The organism is Hymenobacter ginkgonis, from assembly GCF_009755225.1.
Taxonomy (GTDB): domain Bacteria; phylum Bacteroidota; class Bacteroidia; order Cytophagales; family Hymenobacteraceae; genus Hymenobacter; species Hymenobacter ginkgonis.
In genome coordinates, this window is record NZ_WQKZ01000001.1 from 263,884 (window position 1) to 289,631 (window position 25,748).

The 25,748-nt window shown below is 57.1% G+C and carries 21 protein-coding genes and 1 tRNA gene; 9 read left to right on the forward strand and 13 right to left on the reverse strand.

The window, feature by feature from the left end:
* Positions 1 to 102 precede the first annotated feature (102 nt).
* Together GO988_RS01055 and sucC are read right to left on the reverse strand one after the other, a co-directional pair.
* The gene (locus GO988_RS01055; protein WP_157561683.1) at positions 103 to 1,083 is read right to left on the reverse strand and encodes an aldo/keto reductase; all 981 of its coding nucleotides are present in this window, start codon (positions 1,081 to 1,083) and stop codon (positions 103 to 105) included.
* Between the two features lie 117 nt (positions 1,084 to 1,200).
* Positions 1,201 to 2,397, reverse strand: coding sequence for an ADP-forming succinate--CoA ligase subunit beta (gene sucC, locus GO988_RS01060; protein WP_157561684.1), 1,197 nt, complete (start codon positions 2,395 to 2,397; stop codon positions 1,201 to 1,203).
* Between the two features lie 265 nt (positions 2,398 to 2,662).
* Here sucC and GO988_RS01065 point away from each other — a divergent pair, with 265 nt between their 5' ends.
* The 3 genes from GO988_RS01065 (at position 2,663) to GO988_RS01075 (ending at position 6,602) form a co-directional block, all read left to right on the forward strand.
* A complete protein-coding gene (locus GO988_RS01065) occupies positions 2,663 to 3,319 on the forward strand; it encodes an ABC transporter ATP-binding protein (RefSeq protein WP_157561685.1) in 657 nt (218 codons plus the stop codon).
* A 289-nt stretch (positions 3,320 to 3,608) separates the two neighbouring features.
* A complete protein-coding gene (locus GO988_RS01070) occupies positions 3,609 to 4,472 on the forward strand; it encodes a hypothetical protein (protein ID WP_232341328.1) in 864 nt (287 codons plus the stop codon).
* A gap of 180 nt (positions 4,473 to 4,652) precedes the next feature.
* On the forward strand, positions 4,653 to 6,602 hold the full coding sequence (locus tag GO988_RS01075; protein ID WP_157561686.1) for a RecQ family ATP-dependent DNA helicase: 1,950 nt from the start codon (positions 4,653 to 4,655) through the stop codon (positions 6,600 to 6,602).
* Positions 6,603 to 6,661: 59 nt separating this feature from the next.
* Here the strand turns inward: GO988_RS01075 and GO988_RS01080 are convergent, their stop codons facing one another.
* Positions 6,662 to 7,417 (reverse strand): hypothetical protein, encoded by a 756-nt coding sequence (locus tag GO988_RS01080; protein ID WP_157561687.1) that lies wholly within the window; start codon positions 7,415 to 7,417, stop codon positions 6,662 to 6,664.
* Positions 7,418 to 7,615: 198 nt separating this feature from the next.
* Positions 7,616 to 8,806, reverse strand: coding sequence for a phosphoglycerate kinase (locus GO988_RS01085; protein ID WP_317164760.1), 1,191 nt, complete (start codon positions 8,804 to 8,806; stop codon positions 7,616 to 7,618).
* 135 nt (positions 8,807 to 8,941) lie between these two features.
* Between GO988_RS01085 and GO988_RS01090 the strand changes: the two genes are divergently transcribed.
* From GO988_RS01090 to GO988_RS01105, 4 genes are all read left to right on the forward strand, one after another.
* A complete protein-coding gene (locus GO988_RS01090) occupies positions 8,942 to 11,674 on the forward strand; it encodes a D-alanine--D-alanine ligase family protein (protein WP_198172519.1) in 2,733 nt (910 codons plus the stop codon).
* 127 nt (positions 11,675 to 11,801) lie between these two features.
* A complete protein-coding gene (locus GO988_RS01095) occupies positions 11,802 to 12,563 on the forward strand; it encodes a PASTA domain-containing protein (RefSeq protein WP_157561689.1) in 762 nt (253 codons plus the stop codon).
* Between the two features lie 107 nt (positions 12,564 to 12,670).
* Positions 12,671 to 14,638 carry a T9SS type A sorting domain-containing protein gene (locus GO988_RS01100; protein ID WP_157561690.1) on the forward strand — a complete coding sequence of 656 codons (1,968 nt, stop codon included), beginning with the start codon at positions 12,671 to 12,673 and terminating at the stop codon, positions 14,636 to 14,638.
* 37 nt (positions 14,639 to 14,675) lie between these two features.
* Positions 14,676 to 14,975 carry a rhodanese-like domain-containing protein gene (locus GO988_RS01105; protein WP_157561691.1) on the forward strand — a complete coding sequence of 100 codons (300 nt, stop codon included), beginning with the start codon at positions 14,676 to 14,678 and terminating at the stop codon, positions 14,973 to 14,975.
* A gap of 115 nt (positions 14,976 to 15,090) precedes the next feature.
* On the opposite strand, the gene GO988_RS01110 is transcribed toward GO988_RS01105, so the two are convergent.
* The 4 genes from GO988_RS01110 to GO988_RS01125 all read right to left on the reverse strand — a co-directional run bounded on the left by GO988_RS01110 (position 15,091) and on the right by GO988_RS01125 (position 18,092).
* Entirely contained in the window at positions 15,091 to 15,441 is a 351-nt protein-coding gene (locus GO988_RS01110) for a hypothetical protein (RefSeq protein WP_157561692.1), read from the reverse strand.
* A gap of 81 nt (positions 15,442 to 15,522) precedes the next feature.
* A complete protein-coding gene (locus GO988_RS01115; RefSeq protein WP_157561693.1) occupies positions 15,523 to 16,164 on the reverse strand; it encodes a hypothetical protein in 642 nt (213 codons plus the stop codon).
* A 49-nt stretch (positions 16,165 to 16,213) separates the two neighbouring features.
* Entirely contained in the window at positions 16,214 to 17,470 is a 1,257-nt protein-coding gene (locus GO988_RS01120; RefSeq protein WP_317164761.1) for a site-2 protease family protein, read from the reverse strand.
* Positions 17,418 to 18,092, reverse strand: a complete 675-nt coding sequence (locus GO988_RS01125; RefSeq protein ID WP_198172456.1) for an HAD family hydrolase — start codon at positions 18,090 to 18,092, stop codon at positions 17,418 to 17,420. The genes GO988_RS01120 and GO988_RS01125 overlap by 53 nt, the downstream gene beginning before the upstream one ends.
* 132 nt (positions 18,093 to 18,224) lie before the next feature.
* On the opposite strand from GO988_RS01125, the gene GO988_RS01130 reads away from it, so the two are divergent.
* Both GO988_RS01130 and GO988_RS01135 read left to right on the forward strand, forming a co-directional pair.
* Positions 18,225 to 18,298 (forward strand) — tRNA-Ile (locus GO988_RS01130).
* A gap of 448 nt (positions 18,299 to 18,746) precedes the next feature.
* Positions 18,747 to 19,061 (forward strand): hypothetical protein, encoded by a 315-nt coding sequence (locus GO988_RS01135; RefSeq protein WP_157561695.1) that lies wholly within the window; start codon positions 18,747 to 18,749, stop codon positions 19,059 to 19,061.
* A gap of 724 nt (positions 19,062 to 19,785) precedes the next feature.
* Here GO988_RS01135 and GO988_RS01140 read toward each other — a convergent pair.
* From GO988_RS01140 to GO988_RS01160, 5 genes are all read right to left on the reverse strand, one after another.
* On the reverse strand, positions 19,786 to 20,190 hold the full coding sequence (locus GO988_RS01140; protein ID WP_157561696.1) for a VOC family protein: 405 nt from the start codon (positions 20,188 to 20,190) through the stop codon (positions 19,786 to 19,788).
* A gap of 585 nt (positions 20,191 to 20,775) precedes the next feature.
* Entirely contained in the window at positions 20,776 to 21,594 is an 819-nt protein-coding gene (locus GO988_RS01145; protein WP_157561697.1) for a hypothetical protein, read from the reverse strand.
* Positions 21,595 to 22,453: 859 nt separating this feature from the next.
* Complete coding sequence (locus GO988_RS01150; RefSeq protein WP_157561698.1) at positions 22,454 to 22,828, reverse strand: hypothetical protein; 375 nt, start codon at positions 22,826 to 22,828, stop codon at positions 22,454 to 22,456.
* A 296-nt stretch (positions 22,829 to 23,124) separates the two neighbouring features.
* Positions 23,125 to 24,348: a Gfo/Idh/MocA family protein gene (locus tag GO988_RS01155; RefSeq protein ID WP_157561699.1), complete on the reverse strand. Its 1,224-nt coding sequence runs from the start codon at positions 24,346 to 24,348 to the stop codon at positions 23,125 to 23,127.
* Complete coding sequence (locus GO988_RS01160) at positions 24,345 to 25,355, reverse strand: FAD:protein FMN transferase (RefSeq protein ID WP_157561700.1); 1,011 nt, start codon at positions 25,353 to 25,355, stop codon at positions 24,345 to 24,347. The genes GO988_RS01155 and GO988_RS01160 overlap by 4 nt, the downstream gene beginning before the upstream one ends.
* Positions 25,356 to 25,748: the final 393 nt, after the last annotated feature.

Below are 25,748 nucleotides of genomic sequence, written 5' to 3' on the forward strand. Positions count from 1 at the left end.
TAACATAAAAGAGGCCCGCCTGAATTATTCAGGCGGGCCTCTTTTATGTTAGCAGTTTGAGGTGGGGTAGGAGTAAGGCAGCCCTACCCCTGCCTTTTAGCTTTAGCTAAAGCCTAATACCGGGTGGGGCTGATAAGGCTCCTCCAGGCGCTTAATTTCATCAGCCGACAGCTTTACCTCTACCGCGGCTACGGCGTCTTCGAGGTGGCCGGGCTTGCTGGCGCCCACAATGGGCGAAGTGATGACCGGCTTGCTTAGCATCCAAGCCAAGGCAATTTGCGCGTTGGGTAGGCCACGCTCCTGCGCAATTTCGGTCACGCGGTCGGCCACCGCAAAATCGTCGTCGCGGCCGTAGAGGGTTTTGCCGAAGCCGTCGGTTTTGGCGCGCTCGGTTTCGTTGCGTTCCCTACCCCGGCCCCCAGTGAGCAGCCCGCGGGCGAGTGGCGACCACGGAATAACGCCGATTTTCTGGTCGGCGCATAGCGGCAGCATTTCGCGTTCCTCCTCACGGTACACCAAGTTGTAGTGCGGCTGCATGCTCACGAAGCGCGTCCAATTATGCTTGTCGGCCAGGTATAAAGCCTGTGCGAACTGCCACGAAAACATCGACGACGCTCCGATATAGCGCGCCTTGCCAGCCTTCACCACATCGTGCAGCGCCTCCAGCGTCTCCTCAATTGGCGTGTTGTAGTCCCAGCGGTGAATCTGGTAGAGGTCTACGTAGTCGGTGCCTAGGCGCTGAAGGCTGGCGTCGATGGCGCTCATAATGTGCTTGCGCGACAGCCCTTTGTCATTCGGCCCCGGCCCCATTGCGTTAAAAACCTTAGTGGCCAGCACCACCTCGTCGCGCTTGGCAAAGTCGCGCAGTGCCCTACCCACCACTTCTTCGCTGGCGCCATTCGAGTACACGTCGGCTGTGTCGAAGAAGTTGATACCCAGCTCTAAGGCTTTCTGAATAAAAGGCCGGCTAGCCTCTTCGTTGAGTGCCCAGGGCCAGCGTTCGGTGGGCGTGCCGTAGGTCATGGTGCCCAGGCAAATTTTGGAAACCTGGAGGCCAGTGTTTCCTAAGCGGGTGAATTCCATAGTGGAAAAGGGGAAAGAGTGATGACGTTCCGGGTGCAGTATATGCTAAGCTACTAACCAAAAAAGCCCGTCTGGGTTACTAGACGGGCTTTTAAAAAACAAGTGGCGGCTTGCTACTTACGCAGCGGCCAGCACTTCTTTCACGCGGGCAGCAGCGTCCTTCAGCAGGGTAGCCGAGTACACTTTTAGGCCGCTTTCGTCGATGATGCGGGCGCCTTCTTCGGCGTTGGTGCCTTGCAGGCGCACAATGATGGGCACGCGGATATCGCCGATTTTTTTGTAGGCTTCCACCACGCCGTTGGCCACGCGGTCGCAACGCACGATGCCACCGAAGATGTTAATCAGGATAGCCTTCACGTTCGGGTCCTTCAGGATGATGCGGAAGCCCGCCTCAACCGTTTGGGCGTTGGCTCCACCCCCTACGTCGAGGAAGTTGGCGGGCTCGCCACCCGAAAGCTTGATGATGTCCATAGTGGCCATGGCCAAGCCGGCGCCGTTTACCATGCAGCCCACGTTGCCGTCGAGTTTCACATAGTTCAGGTTCGACTCGGAGGCTTCTACTTCCAAGGGGTCCTCTTCGTTGATGTCGCGCAGGGCAATGAAATCCTTGTGGCGGTACAGCGCGTTGTCGTCCAGCGTCACCTTGGCGTCTACGGCCAAAATTTTATTGTCCGACGTTTTCAGCACCGGGTTAATCTCGAACATGGCCGAGTCGGTTTCGTCGTAAGCTTTGTATAAAGCCGTTACAAACTTCACCATTTCCTTCTGCGCCTCGCCTTCGAGGCCAAGGCCGAAGGCAATTTTGCGGGCCTGGAAGCCTTGCAGACCCACGGCAGGGTCGATGAATTCCTTCAGAATTTTCTCGGGGTGCGACTCGGCTACCTCCTCGATATCCATGCCACCCTCGGTGGTGTAGATGATAACATTTTTGCCGCTGGTGCGGTCTAGCAGCACGCTCATGTAGTACTCCTTGGTGGGGCTTTCGCCGGGGTAGTACACGTCCTGCGCGATAAGCACTTTGTTAACCAAGCGGCCTTCGGGGCCCGTTTGCTTGGTCACGAGCTGCATGCCCAAAATTTGGCCAGCAATATCTTTTACCTGCTCCAGGTTTTTGGCAAGCTTTACGCCGCCGCCTTTGCCCCGGCCGCCGGCATGTATCTGGGCCTTAATGACGTACCAGCTGGTGCCGGTTTGCTCGTTGAGCTTTTTGGCGGCTTCCACGGCGTCATCGGCCGTGTCGGCGGTAATGCCTTCCTGCACGCGCACGCCGTATTTTTTCAGAATTTCCTTGCCTTGATACTCGTGAATGTTCATCGGAGGGGGGTAGGGGGGAGATAGTTATTGGGCGCGAAGGTAGGGCCGGGAGGGGGAACGGGGAGCGTAAAATTGTCCGTTATAGCGAGCGCAGCGAATAGTAGCCCGGCAATCGCCCCCAAACTGTCCCCGCACGACCCGTTCTGGCTGCTCATTCGGGAGCAGCTGCTTTACCGGGCTCATCACAGCCGCTGGCCCGATGGCCGCTAGTCTTTCCGCGTAGCTTTGCCGTACATATACTGTACTACCCAACCCTGCCCACGCTTTGCTGCAAGCTATCAACCTTCGTAAAAGTTACAACTCGCTGGAAGTGCTCAAGGGCATCGACCTCACCATCGACCGGGCGGAGGTAGTAAGCATCGTAGGCTCGTCGGGGGCCGGCAAAAGCACGCTGCTTCATATTCTGGGCACGCTCGACAACCCCGACTCGGGCGACGTACTTTTTGATGGAGAGGCGGTTACAAAGCTTGGACGCACATCGCTGGCTAAGTTTCGCAACCGCCACATCGGCTTCGTGTTTCAGTTTCACAACTTGCTGCCCGAGTTCACAGCCCTCGAAAACGTGTGCTTGCCTGCCTTCCTGGCCAACCGCTCGGAGAAAGAAGTGCGCGTGCGGGCGCGCGAACTGCTCGGCCTGCTCAACCTCGACCACCGCGTAGACCACAAACCCAGCGAGATGAGCGGCGGCGAGCAGCAGCGCGTGTCGGTGGCCCGCGCCCTCATTAACTCGCCCGAAATCATCTTTGCCGACGAGCCCAGCGGCAACCTCGACTCGCGCAATGCCCAGGAATTGCACGAGCTATTCTTCTGGCTGCGCAAGGAGTTTGGCCAAACCTTCGTCATTGTGACCCACAACGACACCCTAGCCCAGATGGCCGACCGCCGCATTGTGATGCGCGACGGCCACATTGTGGAGGAATAGGGGGTAGGGGTGGCGTTGATAAGCAGCCAACAAAGACGGTCATACTAAGCAAACCGAAGCATCGCGCTCAAATCGCTGGGTTACTAACCCAACGGCGCGAACGAGATACTTTATTTTGCTTAGTATGACCGTCTTTTTAGCGTTTTTACTAACGGAAGATTAGCTAAGGAGCTTGGAAAATCGTCCCTGTAAAAAATTATTTTAACCCTCTCCTAAACACCTTGATTATCAGCACTAAATTTTACTAATAAAATTGGCTTTAGTGGAACACTATTTGTCCCTGGTTGGTTTGATATTCGTACTACAGAACGATAACCGGCCCCTGGCCACCCAAACCATGACCGAAGCCACCAAAACCCCGAAGGAAACTACTGCTGCCGCCAAAAAGACGGTTCGCGTGGAGAGCTACGACATCGCCAAATCGGACGAGACGCTCGACCTGGCGAAGGACTTGGCCAAGTTTATCAAAGACAACAAGCTTAGCACGCAGGTGCAAGGCAAAGAGTTTGTGAATGTGGAGGGCTGGCAGTACGCTGGCTCGCGCTTGGGCATCGTGCCCATCGTGGAGCACGTCATCAACGTGAGCAACGACCAGGAGCTGAAATACCAAGCTAAAGTGACGCTCTACGACCTGCGCCACGGCACTACGGTAGGCGCTGGCTTTGCCATCTGCTCGAATAAGGAGAGCGGCAAGAAATTCTACCAAGAGTTTGCCATTGCTAGCATGGCGCAGACCCGCGCCGTGGGCAAGGCTTACCGCAACATCCTGGCCTGGATTATCCGCGCCGCTGGCTACGAGCCTACCCCCGCCGAGGAAATGGAATACTCGGGCAACGTGCCGGCTCCGGCGCTGCCCGTAGCTGCTGAACCCGCTGCACCCGTCATGCGCGCTGTGACCACGGCCCCTACCCCCGCCGCACCGGCCGAGGCTCCAGCGGCTGAAGCCCCTGTTGTTGCCCCAGTGCAGTATGCTACCGCTAGCCAGAAGGAAGAAATCATTCGCTTGCTAAACCACCCGCTCATCACGCGCCAAGAGAAGACCAAGATGTTGCTCAACATCAATCGCCTCGACGAGGAGCGTGCGACCCAGGCCATCGACAAGCTGCGCAAAGCCATTGAAGACCGCGAAGGCACGACGGCCGTAGCCGCCTAAACTTTAATGGAGAATACAACGAAAAGCCCGGCGCCGTGAGGTGCCGGGCTTTTTTGCGTGCTACTACCCCCTCTCAAAGAAAGCGGTGGCTACCGCACCATAGTAGAAAGTAGGCTCTTTACTGCGAAAGAGGGTAGGGGACGGCGCCATGCGTTTGCGCAGTTGGCGTAATTTTACTGTATGCTTGCCACCTCTGCCGCCGAACCGCTTGCCCTGCTGCGCCAGTACTGGGGGCACCAGCAGTTTCGGCCGGGGCAGCAGGAAATCATGGAGGCGGTGCTGGCGGGCCACGATGCGCTGGCGCTGCTACCCACCGGCGGGGGCAAAAGCGTGTGCTTCCAGGTGCCGGCGCTGGCGCGGCCGGGCATCTGCGTGGTGGTGTCGCCGCTCATTGCCCTGATGCGCGACCAAGTGGAGAACCTCCGCAAGCGCGGCCTCAAGGCCGAAGCGGTATACGCGGGCATGAGCCACCAGGAAATCGACCAGGCGCTCGACAACTGCGTGTACAGCAAGGAAATAAAGTTCTTGTATGTATCGCCCGAGCGGCTGCTCACCGACTTGTTTCGGGCCCGGGTGGCGCGCATGAACGTGGGCTTGCTGGCCATTGACGAGGCACACTGCCTCTCGCAGTGGGGCTACGATTTTCGGCCGCCCTACCTGCGCATTGCTGAGCTGCGGGCACTGCTGCCGGCCACGGTGCCGTGCATTGCGCTCACGGCCACGGCCACCGGGCAGGTGCGGCAGGACATCGTGGAGAAGCTAAATTTCCGGCCCGGCTACGGCATTTTCACCCAAAGCTTTGCCCGGCCCAAGCTCTCGTATTCGGTGCTGCACACCGAGGATAAATTTCGCCGACTGTTGGAGGTCTTGCGGGGGGTAGGGCCCGGCAAAACCGGCATTGTGTACGCCCGCACCCGCCGCCAAGCCGAGGATACGGCCGCGTGGCTGGTGCAGCAGAAGCTGCCCGCCGCGGCCTACCACGCCGGCCTACCCCCCGAGCAGCGCACCCGCGTGCAGCAGGCCTGGCTGGCGGACAAAATACGCATCATTGTGGCCACCAATGCCTTTGGTATGGGCATCGACAAGCCCGACGTGCGCGTGGTAGCACATCTCGACGCGCCCGCCACCCTCGAAGCCTACTACCAAGAAGCTGGCCGCGCCGGCCGCGACGGCCTCTACGCGTTTGCGGTGCTGCTGAGCGGCCCGGCCGATGCCGACAGTCTGCGCCGCCAAGCCACGCTGGCCCACCCGCCCGCCGACGTTGTGCGCCGCGTGTACCAGGCACTGGCCAACTACTCGCGCACGGCCGTGGGGGGCGGCGAGCTGGTAGCGTTCGACTTCGACTTGGGCCTGTTTGCCGAAACCTACCGCCTCAAGGCCGTCGATACCCACCACGCGCTCAAGGCGCTGGAGCAGCAGGGCTTTGTGCAAGTGACGGAAGCCGTGAACCAACCGGCGCGGGTGCAGCTCATCAGCAATCAGCAGGATTTATACCAGTTTCAGGTAGCCAATGCGCAGCACGATTTGCTTATTAAAGCCCTGTTAAGGCTATACGGCGGCGAGTTGTTCGTTGCATTTCAGCCCATTTCGGAAGGCGCGCTGAGCCGGCACTTGCGCCAGAGCACCACCGATGTGGTGCGCCAGCTGCGCTACCTGCACAGCGCCGGCGTGCTGCACTACCAGCCGAAGCGCGAGTTGCCGCAGGCCCTTTTCACTACCCCCCGCTACGACGCGCCCCAGCTGCCGCTTGACGAGCGCCGCCTCCAGGCAGCCCGCCAGCTTACTGAGCAGCAAACCGCCGCCGTTATCGAATACGCGGCTAGCACCAGCCGCTGCCGCCAGCAGCTTTTACTCAATTATTTTGCTGAGCCCGATGCCCTGGCTTGCGGCGTGTGCGATGTGTGCCTGGCCCACAAAAAAGCCCGGCAAGCGCCTCCCGACACTGCCCGGCTACAAGCCGGGTTGCTAGAACTGCTACGGGCTACCCCGCTGCTGCCCCGCCAGGTAGTAGCCCGCTACCCCACCGCCGAAGCCCCTACGATAGCGAGTGCCTTGCGCACGCTGGTCGAGCTGGGCCAACTAGCCTACGCCGCCGATGGCCGGCTGAGCGTTGGCGCCACAAAGGCGTAATACGTAAAAAAGGCCGTCCTGCGAAGCAGGACGGCCTAATTAGTTACCCTACTCCGTCATTACGAGCCGGGCTGTGCCTCGGGGCCGAAGGCGTTGCCAGCGGCTTCGCGGCCGATGCCACCTTCCGAGCCATCGCCGCCTTCGCGTTGGCCGGTGGGGGCGGAGTAGGAAGAGTCGGCGGTGCGGCGGGCATCGTCGTAGCGCTGGGCGAGGCCCGGAATCTCATCGCGTAAGTTGTCGATGCGGGCATCGAGGCGCTGGAGCACGGTGCGCAGGCCTTTCACCACTTGGCGGGCCGTCGAGCGCAGGCCGTCACCCTGTTTCACAGTGCTGTTGTTGAGCGTCGCCAGCGGAGTGTAAAGTGCAATAGCGTCATCGAGCGTTTTGAGGTGCTCATCCGTCACGCCCTCGTTGGCGAGCAGCGGCGCCACGCCAGCGGCCGCGGATGCAATCGCGTTGAGGGCGCCTAGGAGTTCCTCGCCGTGCAGCGGGTTGAGGGCGTTGGGCGTGTAGCTAGCTACCGTGGCTAGGGCGGGGTTGTGGCTATTCACTTGCAGCACGCGCAGGCCGCGCACAATGCGGCCAGCGGCTGCTTCGGCGGCATGCTCGGCGCGGTCACGGGCGTCGGTATATTCTTTGCCGCTCTTGGTACCCTCGCGCGACGACACTTCCTCAAAGGCTTGCAGGAAGTTATTAAGCTGCTCAAAATCGGCTACCATCGCGGGGCTGCGCTGCTCCCACTGCGGGCGCTGGTCGGTCAGTTCGCGGTAAGCTAGGCGGGCCATTTTGGCGAATTCTATTTCGTGGTCAGTCATGTTGTTTTCAATTGGGGTGGATAATAAGCTATACTGCCGAACGCGCCTTGCCGTTGCCACCCAACAAAAAACCCGGCCAGAATATGGCCAGGTTTTTTACATAACTATTGACAAAAGGCCGTCCTGCTGAGCTTGCCGAAGCAGCTCAGCAGGACGGCCTTTGCTTATAGAGTGCCTTACCTATACTTTAAGCCAGCCCTACCCCAGCGCCGTGACGCCAGGCAGCTCCTTGCCCTCCATAAATTCGAGCAGGGCGCCACCACCGGTCGAGATATAGCTCACGCGGTCGGCAAAGCCGAGCTGCTGCACCGCCGCCGCCGAGTCGCCGCCGCCAATGAGCGAGTAGGCGCCGGCCTCGGTGGCTTCGGCAATGGCGCGGGCTATGTATTCGGTGCCAAGCGAGAAGTTGCTCAGTTCAAACACGCCCATGGGGCCGTTCCAGAGAATGGTTTTGGAATGGTGAATGATTTCGGCAAACTCCTCGCGGGCGTCGGGGCCTAGGTCAAGGCCCATCCAGCCCACGGGAATGCTGTGGTTGGGCGCCACGTCTACGTCGGCATCGTTGGCAAAGCGGTTGGCAATGAGGCTGTCGCCGGGCAGCACTAGGTTCACCCCTTTGGCTTTTGCCAGCTCGATGAGGCGCTTGGCCAAGTCTACTTTGTCGGCTTCGAGCAGCGAACCGCCTACGCTACCCCCCTCCGCCACGGCGAAGGTATAGGCCATGCCCCCGCCGATAAGTAGGGTATCCACCTTATCGAGTAGCTTTTCGATGAGCTGAATTTTATCGGAAATCTTGGCGCCGCCCATGATGGCCGTGAAGGGGCGCTCGGGGTTGTCGAGCACCTTTTGGGCGTTGTCGAGCTCGCCTTGCAGCAGCAGGCCGCCCACCCGGTTTTGGGCGGGGAAGTGGCTAGCCATTACGGCCGTAGACGCGTGGCGGCGGTGTGCCGCGCCGAAGGCATCGTTTACGTACACATCGCCGAGGCGCGCCAGCTTGGTAGCGAAGGCGTCGTCGCCGGCCTCTTCCTCGGGGTGAAAGCGCACGTTATCAAGCAATAGCACTTGGCCAGGCTGCAAGGCTTGCGACTTGGCAAAAGCTTCGTCGGAGAGCACGTCGCCGCCCCAAATCACCTCGCGGCCGTATTCCTGTTGCAAGCGCAGCACCAGGCTTTCGAGCGAATATTTCTTTTCGTAGCCGCCTTTGGGCCGGCCCAAATGCGAGAGCAGCACTACCGCGCCCCCATCGGCCAAAATCTTTTGAATAGTGGGCGTGGCGGCCCGAATGCGGGTGTCGTCGGTGATGTGCAGGTCTTTATCGAGCGGCACGTTGAAATCGACGCGCACCACGGCACGGTGGCCGGCGAAGTTGTAGTTGGCGAGGGTGTTCACGAGAAAGTGAGTAGGTGAGAAATGAACCAGTACAGAACAGGTGTACGAGTTTGCGGGTGCAAAGTAGAAGCCAGCCGTTCTTCTTTGCCCTGCCGGCCCTACCCCCTTGCCTAAACTACCTTTGCACCCGACATGATGAGAATCGGCATTTTCTTTGGCGGCACCTCGCGCGAGCGGGAAATTTCCTTCGCCGGCGGGCGCACTGTTTTTGACAACCTGGATAAAGGCTTGTTTCAGCCCGTCCCCATTTTTGTAGATAGCCAGGGGCACTTTATTCTGCTCGACTGGCAGTACCTCTACAAGGGTACCATCCGCGATTTCTACCCGCCCGTGGCGGCCCTACCCCCCGCGCGCCACCCCTGGCAGGTGTACCTCGAAAGCCTAGGCGAGCTGAGCGAAGAAGCCCTAGCGGAGCTAATTGGCCACGTCGGCCGCCAAGTGCAAGCCAGCGAATTGCCTAAGCTGATGGACTTTGCCTTTCTGGCCCTGCACGGGCCGGGTGGCGAAGACGGCGCCATTCAGGGCTTGCTGGAGTGGGTAGGTATCCCTTACTCGGGCTCCGGTATTTTGCCCTCGGCGTTTGGCATTGATAAGATTGCGCAGAAGAAACTGCTCAAAGCTACCGGGCTGCCTACCCCCGATTTTTACGTGCTCACGGCCGAAGATTGGGCCACCGCCGACCCGGCCGCTACGCTCTCTATGCTGGGCCGCGAACTGGGCCTGCCGCTGGTGCTGAAGGCGCCGCGCCAGGGTAGTAGCATCGGTATCAGTATTTTAAAGGCGGAAGACCCCGCACTGTTCAGCGCGGCCGTAGACCGGGCGCTGTTTCGCCGTACCCTCACCGCTGCCGAATGGGAGGAGCTGGACGAGCACGGCCGCCTGGCCTGGGTGCGGCAGCTTGCCGACATCCGCGAGGGCATTGGCCTGCCCGTAACGGCCACCGCCCACCACGCCGACCTGCCGGCGGTACCCGGCGCAACCGCCACAATTTTTGCACATCCCGAGGCCCTGCTCGACTTCCTGATGACGGCTTTCCCGAGCGCGTCGGCGGTGGTGCTTGCCAGCACCACGGGCGAAACGCAAGTGCTGGTGGAGAGCTTCGTGGCCGGCCGCGAGTTTTCGTGCATTGTGGTGGAAGATGAAAACGGCCAGCCACTGGCCCTACCCCCCACCGAAATCGTGAAGGGCACCGAGGTCTTCGACTACCGCGCCAAATACCTGCCGGGCCTGGCCCGCAAGGTCACGCCCATCGACTTGCCCGAGGCGGACATTGAGCGCATTCGGCAGCAGTGCCAGGCCATGTTCCGCACTTTTGGCTTCGAAGTGTATGCGCGGCTCGACGGCTTTATTCAGGCCGATGGCACCATCTTTCTCAACGACCCGAACACGACCAGCGGCATGCTGCCGGCGTCGTTCTTCTTTCACCAAGCCGCCGAGATTGGGCTGAACCCCAGCCAGTTCCTTACTTACCTCATTCGCACATCGCTGGCGGCGCGGCGGCGCGGCGGGCTGAAGCCCGTGCAGCTCACGGCGCAGCTGGGCCAGCTCGACGCGGCCATTGCGGCGCGCCAGCAGGTGCAGGACGACCGCCTGCGCGTGGCCGTAATCATGGGCGGCTACTCCTCCGAGCGGCATATTTCGGTGGAGAGTGGGCGCAATATTTATGAGAAGCTCTCGTCGTCGGTGAAGTACCGGCCGATGCCGATTTTCTTGGCCGGCAACAGTGAGGAGTTTCGCCTCTACGAGCTACCCATCAACGTGATGCTCAAGGATAATGCCGACGATATTCGTGAGAAAATCGAGCAGGCCGAAGCCGGCCACGCGGCTCATCCGGTGCTGGCGCGCATCCGGCAAGAGGCGGCGGGCATTACAGGCACCTACGCTGGGCAGCCGGTGGCCGCGCCGCGCCGCATTTCATTTGAAGAACTGGCCGAGCGGGCCGATGAAGTATTCATTGCCCTGCATGGCCGGCCCGGCGAAGATGGCGCCTTGCAGCAGGAGCTGGAGAAATTTGGCCTGCCCTACAACGGCTCGGGCGCGGCCAGCAGCGCTGTGACCATCAACAAGTTCGAAACCAACCGCCGCCTGCGCGAGGCCGGCCTGCGCGTGGCCAACCACCGCCTGGCTTACCGCCTGGAGTGGAATGCCGATGCGGAGGCGTTTTACCGCAGCCTGGAGGACGAATTCCCTTACCCCTTCATTGCCAAGCCAGCGGATGACGGCTGCTCGTCGGCGGTGAAAAAGATAAAGAACCGCGCCGAGCTGGCCGCTTTTAGCGAGCAGATTTTCCGGCAGCAAGAGGACTTGCTGGCTGGCCCGGCCGAGGTGCTTCATTTAGGCTTTAAGGAGGAGTTTCCGCAGAAAGAGGCCTTCTTGGTCGAAACGCTCATCGGCCCCGATGGCGCGGCGAAGTTCCTGGAGGTTACGGGCGGCCTGCTCACGTCGTACGACACTACGGGCCAGTTGCAAATCGAGGTTTTTGAGGCCAGCGAAGCCCTGGCAACCGGCGAAGTGCTGAGCTTGGAGGAGAAGTTTTTGGCCGGCGAAGGACAGAATATCACGCCCGCCCGCTACGCCACCGACGCCGCCGAGCGCCAGCGCATCAGCGACGAAGTGAAGCGCACGCTGCGCCAAGTGGCCGAAATACTGCACATTGAGGGCTACGCCCGCATCGACGCCTTTGTGCGGGTGCGGCAGTCGGGCGCGGTAGAAGTGCTCATTATTGAAGTCAACTCCCTACCCGGCATGACGCCCGCTACCTGCATTTTCCACCAAACGGCGCTGGCCGGCTACACGCCGTACCAGTTCATCGACCGGATTCTGGACTTTGGCAAAGCGCGCGCCGAGAAAATTATCACGAGTAATTAATCAACCCAGAACGTCATGCGGAGCTTGCTGAAGCCTCTGCGTGGTGTACTAATTCAATCGTTTAGCGATTAAGTTACCAATCCATGCCAAGGGCTTCGGCAAGCTCCGCATGACGTTCTTTTGCAGTATGTCCTTTCTAAAATCTGATACCTGGTTCGATGTTTTCAAGCACCTAGCCGTGATTGCGGCCCTAGTGGCTACGCTGGTGCTGGGCTTTTTCTACCTCTACCTGCCCCTTACTACGCACCACGGCGAAACCATTGTGGTGCCCAAAATAACGGGCATGAACGTGGCTGACCTCGAAAACTACCTCGACGAGCGCAAGCTGGCATACTTCGTCGATGACAGTAGCTACTCGCCAGGTACCCGGCCTTTTACGGTGCTCACGCAGGAGCCCGCGCCCGGCGAAAAGGTGAAGCAGGACCGCAAAATCTACATTTCCATTTCGATGCGCCGGCCGCCGGTCATCAAGATGCCCAAGCTCACGGATGGCTCGGTGAAGAACGCGCAGCTCATTTTGGCAAGCTACGATTTGGCCATCGGCCAGATAAAGCTGGTGCCCAACGTGGCCCAAAATGCTGTGCTCAAGCAGCTGGTGGGGGGTAAGGAAATTGCGCCCGGCGCGGCCATTGCCAAGGGAACCAAGGTAGACTTGGAAGTGGGCGACGGCCTCGGCAATACCGAGTTTGAGGTGCCCAGCTTGCTAAACATGCCCGAGGATGAGGCGCGTACGCTACTAGCTGGCCAGCACTTAGAAGTAGGCGAGGTGTTTAAACAGCCTGCCGAAACCGGCCAAACGCCCGGCACCGTAGTGCGCCAGCGGCCAGTAGCGGCGCCCGGTGCCACCATTCGCATGGGCCAGCTGGTAGACCTGTGGGTTGCCGAATAAATTTTTGAGCTGTTGGCGGGTAGCAGTTGACTATTAGCTGGCGTTTTGCGTTGGTTAAGCGGCTGCCCTAAAAAAGCTATCCGTCAATAACTATTTAGCTACTCGCTATGCGCCAATTGCTCCGCTTACTTGGGTTGCCGGCTGTGCTGCTAGGCTTCGCGGCCCAGGCCCAAACGACGCCCGTACTCCTCCCCACCCAACCCCTTTCGGCCGACCTGGGCCGGACGACAACGGCGCCCGTCCCGGCCATTACTTCGGCGCAGCAGCGCACGGCGGCGCTCGGGCTGCCGTTTTTCGACGATTTTACTACCCCCCTCGATGGCCAGCCGAGCCCTTTGCGCTGGCAAGCGGCCGCCACCGACTACCCCGATGGCGTAGGGCTGACGCAGCACTACGGCGGGGGCGGCGCCTACGTAAGCAACCGCTTGGCCATTGAGCCCCTTACGCGCGGCACCGTTACGCTAGATGGCTTGCGCGCCAATGGCTTACCCTATAATAGTAGCTCCGCTTCGTTTTATAGCAAAACCGACACGCTGACTTCGCTGCCCCTCGACCTGAGCGCGTTTTCGGCGGGTAGCCGGGTGTATTTGAGCTACGCCTGGCAGGCCGGGTCGCTGGCCGGGTCGCCAGTGAGCAATAGCAGCAGCACGCCGGTGAGCCTAACGTTGGAATTTTTGGATAATGCGGGGCGCTGGAACACCATCTGGACGTACCTAGGCGCCAATAAATCGACTAAGTTCCGGCAGCAGATTTTTGCCATTAACCAGGCTGCTTATTTTCACAGTAGCTTTCGGTTCCGGTTTCGGGCGTCGGGCAATCAGTCTTCGGCCCGCGACGCATTTGGGCTCGACTACATTTATGTGAATAACAACCGGGCGGATAATGACACTATCTTTCAAGATGTTGCCATCAGCCGGGGGCTGAGCAGCCCTTTGCGCCGCTACACCGCTATGCCGGTGTGGCAGTACAACGCAGCCACAACGAGCGAGCTAAACCCGGCCGTAACGGCCACTGTCAATAACCTGACTGCTACCGGCAACCCCATCCCTATTGCTTGGCAGGGTACGGTGCGCGAGCTGACTACCGGCGGTTTTGGCCCCGCCACCTGGGTAACAGGCAACCGCCCCGAACTGGCCAATGCCCGGCAAGATGTCATTACGGGTGACGCTAGCACAGCCCCGCTGTCGCTTTCGACGCAGGCGCGGCGCTTCCGCTACACTTTGGCGCTGCAAACAAGGGAAACCAACCCCCTAACGCTGGCCAATGACACCGTAAGCCGCGACTTGGAACTGAGTAATTACTATGCCTATGACGATGGCACGGCCGAGCAAAGCTTTGGCATTCCTGCCGTTAGCACCGGGCCGACGAGCTACCTAGCCGTAGCCTTTGCCGCTACTAAAGCCGACCAGGTAAGTGCCGTGCGCCTGCTGCCCGTATTCAATAATATTCCTACTAGCCAAGGGGGCGAGAACTTTCTGAATCGCTCGGTGACGGTAGCGGTGTGGGCAGATGCTAATGGCCAGCCGGGTCCTACTCCGCTAGCCACCAGCACGTTTACGCTCGACCAAAAGTTGGTTAGTCAGGGGTTTTATGAGGTGCGCTTTGCCACGCCGGTCGCCGTGTCGGGTCGGTTTTACGTGGGCTATGGCCAGCCTGCCAACGGGCAGTTTTTGCTCTATGGCCTCGATTTGAACAACCAGACGCCCGCCTCTTCGCTGTTTTATACCCAGCAAGGCACCTGGACGCCCTTTCAGCCCGCTACGGGCGGCGCGCTGCTGCTGCGGCCCGTTATGAACAATAGCGTGCTGGCTACCCAAGCGCAGCAAGCCGTTAGCGCCCAATTTAGCCTTTACCCTAACCCTACCCCCTCCAATACCACGGTAGCCGTGAGCGGGCCCACCTTTAGCCGCGCCGCGCTGCTCGACGTGCTGGGCCGCCAAGTGTGGCAGCAAGCCGCCGCCGAGGCTGGGCAGCCGACGCTGCGCTTGCCGGCTGGCTTGCCGGGCGGGGTGTATATGGTGCAGCTAACTTTGCCCGACGGTAGCAGTGCCACTCGCCGATTGGTGGTAGAATAGGCTGCTCATTTTCAATGTTTTCCTTATAGCATACCTTATGCCCGACATCACCTCCGCCGAACTGAAGCAGCGCCAGCAAACCGGCGAAACGCCCCACATCATCGACGTGCGCGAAACCTGGGAGGCCGAAGAAAGCCGCATTCCCGGCAGCCAAAATATCCCGCTCGGTACCCTGCCCGAAAAGCTCGACGACCTCGAAGAATTAAAAGACCAGGAAGTAATCGTGCATTGCAAAAGCGGGGGGCGCTCGGCTTCGGCCAAGGCTTTCCTCACCCAGCAAGGCTTTACCAATGTGCGCAACCTAGTAGGCGGCATGATGGGTTACCAGGCTGCTTAATAAACCATTGTGTATGTCCGCGGCCCAGCTGGTGCCGCCAAAGCAAGGGGGTAGGGATGGGAAATGCGTTCGCCGCGTCCCATCCCTACCCCCTTGCTTTACGAGCGGCTTATGCTCAGGCTGCCTTTTTTTCTAGCGCTTGCAGCAACTCGTCGGCGGCTTTTTCAATGTCGTGGTAGCCTTGCTGCGCGGCGCGCTCCTTAGCGGCAATCAGCCCGTCGCGATGCACGGTTTTGAAGTCGCCGTACGGGAATTTGTAGCGGCCTTTATTGTCTTCGCTCTGGGTTTTGTCTTCGCCAAGGTGCCATTGGGCATACTCGTCGATTTCGTGTTTTTTGAGGAATGCATTTTCCTGAGCTGAGCCGGGGTTGTGCTGGCCCCAGTGGCCTTCGTCGTTCTTGATTTTGCCTTCTTTAATGAGGCTTTTGGCGAAAGTGAGCGCCGTGCGATTTAGGGTAATGCTCATAGCGTGGGAGGGGGGTAGAGTACCTCGCCGATACGAGGGGGGAGGGCCACGGGGTTATGGCTGGGCTTACCACTTTCCCACCTAATTCACATACGGAGCCTCTAGCCGCTGGCCCATGCTCTTGATGCCGCGGCCGGGCAGGCGGCCCGTGAGGCGGGTAGCCAGCGCCTGCGCCTCGGGAGTACTGAGCACGTCGAGCTCGTGCAGCCAGGCCAGGCGCCGCAACTGCGGCTCAATGAGGCCCAGCGGGTTCACGAGGCTGTACTCGCGGCGCAGGTAGGCCTTGGTATGGCTTTGCAAATTGCTAACGAAGGCGCGCAGCTGGCGGCGGTCGCGGGGGTGGTCGGCCAGCACTACTTGCAGGCGCGAGGTGTGCAAAATAGCCTGGTGCCACCAGTTGTGGAGGCCGTATAAGAAAAATAGAATAAGCCCTACCCCCACGCCAAATGCTCCGGCCCACGCCTCGTTGGATAGCGGCTGGCTATCCGCCAAAAGCGGCCGAGTCAGGTGCAAGCCTACGTAAAGCAGGCCGCCCAAGCCCCAAAGCAGCTGGCGGCGAGGCACGGTGTTGCGGTATTCGAGGCGCAAGGGCAGCAATTCTTCGTAGGGTAGCTCGACGGCCATAGCGACCTGGCCCCGGCCGTCGCGCTGGCTGATATAAAACCCGTGCTCGCGCAGCGCAAGCTGCGTAGAGCGGGTAAATTGGCGTTGGTGAAATTGCATGAAGTCCTAAAAATACAGCCGAAAAGCTGGGCGCCTACCCCCACTTTGGCTAAATAGCTGTCCAGCGCACCTCGACAAGGGGCGACGACGAAAAACAAAGAATAAATAAGATAACCATTACCCAGCCCAGCACTTGGCGGCCCCGGCTGAGGGGGCGCTCGTCGGGCGCCGAGGGGTGGTAAATGCCCGATACTCGCCCCAGCAACAGCCCAAAAATCAGCCAGCCAGGTTGGCCCAACGTGCCTGGCCACAGGGTAGCCACGGTGAGCTGTGCTACCCACACCAGTGCCGCAACCGCCAGCACTTGCCGCGCCTGGGGCAGCAACTTGCGCAAGGTCAGCCAGAGGTACCAAGCGTAGGGCGCCCCGCCATAGAGCCAGGTTTGCCAGCCGCTGCGCAGCGAGAAAATGCCTAGCCCAGCATAAAAAATAAACACCACAAATAGCCCCGCCGACAGCCGACCCGCCCGGCGCGGCCCCAGCAAGCCGTACAAAATATGCCCGCCGTCGAGCTGGCCGATGGGCAACAAGTTGAGGGCCGTGAAAAACAAGCTAAGCTCGCCAGCCAGCAGCAGCGGGTAGTGCAGCAGCTGGTTAGTGGGCGGAATGCGGCCGGGCGCGGCAAATACTTTTTCGAGCAGCTGGTAGAGCAGGGGCCGGGCCAGCGTGAGTTCGGGAGCCGAATGGCCTAGCTGCGGATTGGTAACGAGCAAGTACTCGACCGGGTCGGGCAGGTGCGTGAAGGCGTAGATGAGCAGCGGCACCGCCACCAGCAAACCCGCCAGCGGCCCGGCCAGCCCGATGTCAAAAAACTCGCGCCGCGAAAAAATGCGCTCCTTAATCTGAATTACTGCCCCAAACGTGCCTAGCCCAAACGGCACCGGCAAAAAGTACGGTAGGGACGTCCGCACCTGGTTATAGCGCGCCACAAAATAGTGCCCAAACTCGTGCACCGCCAGCACCCCCAAAAACGGCACCGCGTAGGCCAAGCCCCAGCCCAGCTCCGTCCAGCGCTGGGCCGCTGGGTGGCCCAGCACGTCAAACGCCAGCCACTCGGGGCCCTGGCGCACCAGCTGCACCCCCGCTAGCACGGTAGTCAGCAGGGTAAGTAAAAACAGCCCCAGGTGCAAAGCGTAGCGTACCCCGGGCCGCATGGGCGGCCGCTCGTAGCGTCGAAACAGGCGGCGCGCCCAGGCTCCGCGCGTAGGCGCGGGTGCAGCGGCCGCATCGGCGGGCCAGCCGCCGAGGAGGTCGTCAGTGGGTGGCAGGGGGGGTAGGGCGTTCGGGGTATTCTCGGGGAAAGGCACGCAGGGCTTCGGGCAGGGCGGTGGTAAGGGTGAGGGGCGGGGCCAGGTAAAGCACCCGCAGCCCTAGGCGGCGAGCCGTAGCAATGTGCTGCGGGCTGTCTTCAATGAATAACGTATCGGCGGGCTGCCAGTTCATTTCGCGCAGCGCGTGCCGAAATATCTCCTCACCCGGCTTGCGGAAGCCCACTTCCTGTGAATAAAACACGCGGTCGAGGCAATCGGCAATTCCGTTTTTGAAGCCGTATTGCTGGGCCAAGCGGCGGTTCACTTCTTCAATGTGCAGCTGGTTGGTATTAGAAAGCAGGGCCGTCTGGTGCCCCTGCCGCCGTAGCTCGCCAATGAGGGCGAGCCGCTCGGCGGGCACGTCGAGCAGCAGGGCATTCCAGGCGGCGTCGATTTCGGCGTCGGTGGCGTTCAGTTCGTAGTGTTCGCGCAGGGCAGCCCGAAACTCGGCGGGCGAAAGCTGGCCGGTTTCCATCTGGTCAAACAGCTCGCTCTGGCTTGCTTGGCTTAAGTCAACCGCGCTATTGGCTCGGCTGAGGCGGCGTAGCGCATCGGGCGTGCGGGCATAGTCGATGTTAATGATGACACCACCAAAGTCAAAGAGCAGGTTGGGCTTCATAAGTGGGGTAGGCGGCGAGTCAAGGATGGTACTAGCCCACAAAGGTCGGGATAGAAAACCCATGCCAGCCACTCAAAAAACCAAAACCCGCCGTAACTTTGATCCAGCCAAAAGCCCTGCGTTTGCGGCACCGGGCCTATAGCTCAATCGGTTAGAGCAGCTGACTCATAATCAGCAGGTCCTTGGTTCGATTCCAAGTGGGCCCACTAAAAAGGCCTCTACGCTAGCGTAGAGGCCTTTTTTTATTTTACACCCCTGTTTTACCTCCGCCGAGAGTGCCGACCGAAGTATTCGGCGTCGTCATTAGCATCTCAGGTAGCACAGCGCTACAGAAGTCGTGCTTAGTTGGGATTTTTGATTATCAGCACCAAAATGCAGCTTCACTGCTCTCGCAACCCTCATCTGTAGGGTCGCTTCTACTTTTAGCTATACGCAGGGTGGCACTTGCTGGCCCCGAGAGTAGGGAATAATTCTCGCTCAACAGAGGAGCTTTTACTATATTTGTCTATGAAGAAACTTCTACTCTTAACCGGCTTATTTAGTGGCACTCTTTCTGCACACGCACAACTTAGCCCTAACCTTCTCAATGGTCTTGGGCTAGCAGGCAGGCTAGCTACCCAGCGCAACACATCCCAGCAGAAGGCCACTCTTTTCGTGCTGCCTGCCACCTACCAGGCGCACACATTTTCGCAGAAACGCACCCCCGCCAAGAAAGTCCCTCGCGCTAATCAGGGTGGTACGGAAGTAATTGCAATTGAGCAATTGCTAGCGGGGCGCTTTACCGCTCTGCAAGCTGATTCGACTGCCCTGCTACTCGATGTAGCGCAAGAAAAGGAGTTCAATCGCCTCCGTAACAACCTGGAGGCCTTTAATGCCTTCTGGAATACAGACCCCTACTCTTACGAGATGGATTTTTACCGCAGCCACGATGCTATTCGGCAGCGCATGGCCCGGCAGGTAGCCAAGTAGTCTGCTAGGCCGGTACCACGCAAAAAGCCCCGCAGCCCCAGGGTGTTTTTTACTTTCACTACATTAGGCCTACTTGTGGGTTGCGAGCGTCCGGCCGCTCACCTACCTACTGCCCCTCGCGCGGCGCTGCCCCCGTTAGCTCAGTTCCTCCTCCTGGAGCCGTGCAAGGCAATTTCGATGGCAACGGTACGGCCGAATACGTGTGGCTAGTGTTACCCGAGGTAGATTCGACCGGGGAGGGTTGCGTGGGCCGGTGCGTCAGCTATCTTACTAGTTCCAATCAGGCCCTGCGCCCCTATGCCCTTGACCAATTCCTTGGGGGCGAATTAAACGTCTTTCACCACTTGGGGGCTGGCCGGCGCGATTATCTAGGCATTCTCCATCTTGGTTCACTAACTGCCGGAGTAGCTACCACCTAGTTACTTGCCGGCCGGGCGGCTGGCAGCAGAGCGTAGTCCCCTTCCCCACTCATTACAACCAATGGGAGGCTGACGTGATTCCGATTGTACGCAATAGTGCCCACGCGGGCCACGTCCTCATTCACTACAGCGAGTTTGTCAACGATTTCATCGCTACTAAAACCAAGTCAGTGCCGCTGAAATAGTGCTTTCACCCCCTATTCTCCTAGACCCCACGCAAACCTTACACCGGCAAACCCCGCGAATGGAAGCGAGCCCTGCGTACGGCAAGACTCTTCTATACCTACTACCGAAAGCCAGCTGGTTTACCCGTCCTCGTTCGCTGGAGCTTCTTCCGCGGCTGGCTCCCAAAGCTCAAGTATATTTCCCTCCGGGTCGAGCAAATGGACGAATTTGCCATAGGCATATTCGGCAATCTCATCAAGGATAGTCACATCGTTCTTCCGTAGTTCTGCTACTAACTCCACGATATTTTCCACCCGGTAATTAATCATAAAGGGCTTGGCTGACGGGTTGAAATAGGTGGTATCCTGCGGAAACGTGCTCCAAGTAGTGGTACCTTGTTTCGACGGATTATCGACTTGACGCCACTTAAACGTTGTCCCGTGCTCACTGGTAGCCAGTCCGAGATTTCTCGCGTACCAGTCGTTCATTTCTTGCGGATTATCGCATTTGAAAAATACGCCGCCGAGGCCCGTTACTTTTTCCATGAAGTAAATGAGTAGGTAGAAGTGGAATGAGCCGTTAATATAGGTAGTGCTAATAGCATGGCAACCCCACGTTCGCTAGGCACCGCTAGTAGGGGACGCACATACGGGGTGTTCTATTGTTAGCACCACTACCCCCCGTACTAGCTCGCGGACCTAGGCAGTACGCCTTCCCTCAAATACTCTTGCGCCCTTACAAAGACGGTTGCTGCCGCCTCGTACTCGATGTGACCTGTGAGAGCGCGATGCGGCAGCTGTCCAACGGCGTCAGCACGTGTATAGACGGGAACACTGCCTTACTGCGAAGCGTGGTGTCGTTGTACCCTTATATGTCCAGGTAGAAGTCGTTGGTAGGCGCAAATGGCCTGATGAAACGCGGGGCGCTGCCCATATGCACCCTAGACTACCGCCGTGAAATTGTGGTGATGTAGTAGTCCGGTAGTTCCATTTTACTGGCATTGCTACCCGAGAAGCAGGTGCGCTATAGTTACCTCGGCTTGAGTACCCACGGGTCGCTTTACAGTAGGCTTGCATCAATTGCCTACCAGGCACTGTTTGAGTTTGCTCGTATAAATGAAGCGCTATTATTTAGGGGTAGATGTTTAGATTACTTATCACAAATAATATAGCTGGGTAAGTAGCCGTGAATAGCCAAAAAAACGAATTTAGTCCCATGAATACAGCATTGAATAAGTGAAAAGTAACACCCCAAAACAAAATGATATAAGAAAATGGTAAAGGAACAACTAAGCATAACGGAAACGTTATTTCCATTATTATCACGTTCCAGCACAAGAATAAACTCAAATATCCGCTTCTCTTCAAAAGCGAGGAAAAACCTAGGCTACCAAAAGAGCCAGTACTAAATATTTGGTAAACTGCTTCTCCGCTACGCCATTTTTTTGATATTATTTTGGCAACGCCTGCCGTTTCGTATGCCAAGCAAGATTGGAATGCGATGAAATACAGGCAATATTTTTCACTTAGTTGCGATGAGTATTTATTTAGCCCTAAGAAAATAGCTACTACAAGTATTAAAGCCATTTGGTCCGACCCTTCGCCTCCATAAGTAGTTCTAAGCTGAATTAGAAGCAAGCAAACTACAAGAATTAGCGCAACAAAGGTAAATGTCCAGGTATGAATAGTGATAAAAGGCAGTAATGTTAATAGGATGAGTTCTAAAATGAGTATATATAACAAGTATTTATTCAATAAGTAATCTAGAATTTTGGCGGCGTACTTATTATTGAGCCATGTATTTATATCTAAGCTGATTATTCTCCAAGGAAATGCCCCCCTATCAGAAAAATTACCTTTATTATATAAAAAAAGAAGTTCAGTGGTTGTAATAAGTTGCCCTATAGTAAATAAGATTATTACTATTCTAAAATACGTGGGCGTATTCATGATTGCTAGTGCGGATGGCAGTTTGGTGAAATGGAGAACTTAGTATTGGCCTAGGACTCTCTTCAGAATGCAGGCCAAAGCTTTCAACAAGCGCAAACTGTATGTGCGATGCATTCGCGTCTGAGTACTTAAAAGAAAAGCTATTGACTGTGTTCAAGATAAGTAAATACGGGACGCATGTGCATAAATTGTTGGTAAGCAGATGCTGACTCATTTGTTCTTTGTGGCATCTCTGGGCCAACCTAATTAAGGAGCTTGTGCAATCAAATAATTGTTTAATTTCTCTTTTGTCAGGGTTCCAAATAAAATTATAAGACGTTCTAAAAACTATCAATGGTACTTCTTGCCAATCAGAAGTAATTTCATCGCCTTGCGCTAATCTGTATATTATATGGTAATCGCTAGTTCCTGGATTTGGAGCGAAAAAAGTCCAATTAGGTAAGACTCCAATAAAGTCGTAGCCTCGGTACTTTAATAGTATATTGAGTTGGAATTGCCAGATTACGGATATAAAAAACCATAATCCTAAAAAAATGGCTACGAATATATCCATTTTATAAGTATTACTTTTTAGATTAAAAATTAAGTAGTACAGATACTTTTTGTAGCCTAATAGGGGTATTACCAAAGTATCTACTTGTATTGTGATTAGTCAAAAGGGGCCAGGCTAAACCATTTTGAAAAGCAGGTGGGTGCTTGGTTGTCCTGCAGCGTTCCTAATGGAATTGCAGGGCAACCAAGCACCAAAACCTATCATAGACCCAGAATATTTAGAGGTTGAAATCGCAGAGTTGATACGTAAGCTCTGCGCGCTACTGCTACTCACTACTTAGTAAAGTATTCTAATCTTGCTAATCAATCAAAGATTCATCTCTCTGTTGATTTGCTCTCTTGCAGTAATCAATTGGTCGATTGAAAAATCGTGTTCAACCTTCATTCTATTCAGAAGTTCGGCTGGCAAAACATTCGCCCCTAGTACCGCGCCTGATTTCCAAGCCTTGTAGACTTCCCAAGCCAAGGTTGCCGCTGCTACGGCAATTTCTACCCAGATGGCTACATCTCCCCCTGGATTCCTACTCACGAGAACGCCAGGTTCGTGAGTTGCTTTGAGCTTCGCTAAATCGCGTACGTTCTTGGTTTTATTATCTTGCAAAAGCTTGATACCAAGGTCTATCATTGCTAAGTCAGACTTAGTCAAAGTCAACTTGTCTGGAAACTTGCGTGTGTTTGCCATGACTGCGAATGTGTAAAGTGCAATTGAAAGTAATTTTTGGTACTAAAAAATGCAAATAACCAAAACGACAGCGCCGTTGAGAAAGCGGCCTTCTGTTATAATGAAGGTAGATGTCGGATATATTCAGGCGCTACAGTGCTAACACTGAACTTATGAGGCTCAGATAGTAGAGGATATTCCTGAAAATAGGTTACTCAACGCAGCAATAGCTAGGTCTACTTGCTGCGGTAGCTACCTACCCTGGAGGCACGGAAAATGCGCCGCAATGCAAGTGAATTTTACTGTCAGTCAGACTACTAGCTTAGGTCGTATGCGGGCTGCCACTTTTCCACCGTGTGGTTATAAATGGCACGATTGGCTAGGTGCACGGTGCAGGCCGCTCGGGCGCCGGTTACAACGTTAGAATCAGGTAACTGCTTCTCGCTGATGGCGCGGTAAAAATCACTTAGTGCGTACCACGACCCATCTTTGAGGGGCTCTTTGCCAGTGACGATGGGGATGCCCCCATTCTTGTCCCAAGTTATTTTGGTGGCGCCCGTCACGCCATCTACGGTGCCGTATTGTTTGAGGGTTTCTTGCTCAGGGTAGTAAATCCCCTGGTCAATCAGCAGCGAAATAGTGCCTTTAGTGCCTTTTAGCTTAAACAAGTAGCCATCGCGGGCGTTGCCGCAGGTAGCCCCAAAATTGCCCACCATGCCAGCTTGGGTGTAGCGCACCATTACTTGCACATTGTCGTAGGTTTCGCGCCCATCTTTATAGTAGTCGATGCCGCCAGTACCGAAAACTTCGTCGGCGTGCGTGTCGAAGGCCCAGTTGATGAAATCTAGCTGGTGCGACAGCAGCTCGGCTGCTAGGCCCCCCGAGTATTCGCGGTACATGCGCCAGTTGATTTTGCGCTCTAGCCCCGGCTCCGGCACCGGGCGGCGCCAGCTGCCATTGCGGTCCCAGCGGCAGTCTATCTGCGTTACCTTGCCTAGGTAGCCCTGCTTTATCATTTCCTTCACCCGGTAGTATAGCGGCGAGGACCGGTACTGATGCCCAATTTGCAGCGTCTGGTTGGGTCGCTGCTGAGACAAGCGCACCAGTTCTAGAGCCTGGGCAATGTCATAGGTCATGGTTTTTTCCAGGTACACCTGCTTGCCGGCTAGTAGCGCATCCTTGGCTATCTGGAAGTGCCGGTCGAGCGGCACCGAGATGATGACAGCCTCCACCGCCCGCGAGTCCAGTAGGGCGTGGTAATCGGCATAAGTTTTGGCTTTGCTGGCCGTACCGATTTTCTGGGCATCATGCAGCCGGAAGGGCAATTCGTCGCACAGCGCTGTCACCTCAAACAGCGAGGGTAGCTCCTGCAAAATTTTGAGCAGCCCCGTGCCCCGGTCGCCGCAGCCAATAATGCCAATGCGGATTTTGCCCGTCAGGTGCCGAGGCGCGAAGGCCTCAGCCAATTGGTGGTGTAGCAATAGGCTGCCCGTGAGCAGGCCAGCTTGTTTGCAAAAATCTCTTCGAAGCACGTTTGTCATGGGTGGGAAAGAAGTTGTTGCAGCCCGGCAGTGGCGGTGGCTGCCGCCGTGCCGTCGGGCCGCTGGTAGATGAGGTAGGCTTGCAGCGCCGGGTTTTGCTTTAAAAAAGTGAGCGCGCTGGCGAGCCCCATGCCCATCAGGGCATTATCATAAGCATCAGCCGTTAGGGCGTCGGTGGCCACAACGGTTACACTAATTAACTCGTTTTGAAAAGCGTATCCAGTCTTAGGGTCAATTAGGTGCGCGCTCCTTACCCCTCCCCATTGCCGAAACTTGCGGTAGTTGCCTGAGGTGGTAACTCCGCCCGCGGGCAGGCAGATGACTTGCTGCATGGCCGCCGCCGCGAAGGCACTGGTATCGGGCTGCTCAATGCCAATGCGCATTAGCTCGCCGCTGGGCCATTTGTGGCCCCGTACCCGAATCTCACCCCCTAGCTCCACCAAGTAGTCCTGAATGTGGTGGCGCTCTAGCAGCGTGGCCAGCACATCTACGGAATAGCCCTGCGCAATGCCGTTGAGGTCGAGGTGCATAGCCGGCAAATCCTTCACCAGCGAATCACCTTTTAAATGAATTTTGTCGGAGCCGATGTGCGGCAAAATCGCCCGAATAGTTGCCGCCGAAGGTGGGGCTGCCACGGGCCGAGTGCCAAAGCCCCAAGCCTGCACCAGCGGCTCAACGGTAGCATCAAACCGCCCGCCCGTGGCCTGGTACACTTGCAGGGCCTTGCGCACTACCACCCGCAGGTGCTGGTCGGCCACAATACCCCTGGCCGATTGGTTGAACTGATTAATCAGCGAGCCCGGCTGGTAGAGCGACATCGACGCATCGATTTCGGCTAGCTGGGTGGTAATGTCTTGGCTGGTTACGAGGCTATCGGGGGCGTAGTACGTAATGGCATAGGTCGTGCCCTGGGCATAGCCGCTCAAATGGAAGGCCCGCCGCACCTCCGAGGCTGGGGTAGGCGGAAGCAACCAGCCAGCAAGTACAACGAGAAGCCCAAGGAGCATGGTGTAAAGGGGGAGGGGGTAAGAAGCCAATAACAGCTTATTGTGCAAATTCTTTCTCGTTGGCTTTTGGGTCGGTGTGCCTGGCTGCCAGCAGCTCTAGCAAAGCAGCTAGAAGCACTACCAAGTTAGGTTTTGCTTGCCGCAAAACGAGCAAGCGGTTGCTCTTTCTAATAAGTTTATAGTCAAAGTCTTCTCTGCTTTTGATATATTGTTCTGCTTATCTTTTGTACAGCCCCAACCAAAGAGCAATTTCTGTTTTAGGGTAGGCGCCGCGTCCTGTACTCACCTGCTACCCCAGCTTACTTATCTGCTTCTTTTTTTAAGCGCTGCTTATAAGAATAGTTGTAATGCCATAAGTGCAGTGGAGAGGCACACAAGGCAACTGAATTATTA

Coding starts and splice junctions, on each gene's coding strand:
- GO988_RS01055 (WP_157561683.1), bottom strand. CDS start 1,083: ATGGAATTCACCCGCTTAGGAAACACTGGCCTCCAGGTTTCCAAAATT.
- sucC (WP_157561684.1), bottom strand. CDS start 2,397: ATGAACATTCACGAGTATCAAGGCAAGGAAATTCTGAAAAAATACGGC.
- GO988_RS01075 (WP_157561686.1), top strand. CDS start 4,653: ATGCTTGCCACCTCTGCCGCCGAACCGCTTGCCCTGCTGCGCCAGTAC.
- GO988_RS01080 (WP_157561687.1), bottom strand. CDS start 7,417: ATGACTGACCACGAAATAGAATTCGCCAAAATGGCCCGCCTAGCTTAC.
- GO988_RS01090 (WP_198172519.1), top strand. CDS start 8,942: ATGAGAATCGGCATTTTCTTTGGCGGCACCTCGCGCGAGCGGGAAATT.
- GO988_RS01095 (WP_157561689.1), top strand. CDS start 11,802: ATGTCCTTTCTAAAATCTGATACCTGGTTCGATGTTTTCAAGCACCTA.
- GO988_RS01100 (WP_157561690.1), top strand. CDS start 12,671: ATGCGCCAATTGCTCCGCTTACTTGGGTTGCCGGCTGTGCTGCTAGGC.
- GO988_RS01105 (WP_157561691.1), top strand. CDS start 14,676: ATGCCCGACATCACCTCCGCCGAACTGAAGCAGCGCCAGCAAACCGGC.
- GO988_RS01110 (WP_157561692.1), bottom strand. CDS start 15,441: ATGAGCATTACCCTAAATCGCACGGCGCTCACTTTCGCCAAAAGCCTC.
- GO988_RS01115 (WP_157561693.1), bottom strand. CDS start 16,164: ATGCAATTTCACCAACGCCAATTTACCCGCTCTACGCAGCTTGCGCTG.
- GO988_RS01125 (WP_198172456.1), bottom strand. CDS start 18,092: ATGAAGCCCAACCTGCTCTTTGACTTTGGTGGTGTCATCATTAACATC.
- GO988_RS01140 (WP_157561696.1), bottom strand. CDS start 20,190: ATGGAAAAAGTAACGGGCCTCGGCGGCGTATTTTTCAAATGCGATAAT.
- GO988_RS01145 (WP_157561697.1), bottom strand. CDS start 21,594: ATGAATACGCCCACGTATTTTAGAATAGTAATAATCTTATTTACTATA.
- GO988_RS01150 (WP_157561698.1), bottom strand. CDS start 22,828: ATGGCAAACACACGCAAGTTTCCAGACAAGTTGACTTTGACTAAGTCT.
- GO988_RS01155 (WP_157561699.1), bottom strand. CDS start 24,348: ATGACAAACGTGCTTCGAAGAGATTTTTGCAAACAAGCTGGCCTGCTC.
- GO988_RS01160 (WP_157561700.1), bottom strand. CDS start 25,355: ATGCTCCTTGGGCTTCTCGTTGTACTTGCTGGCTGGTTGCTTCCGCCT.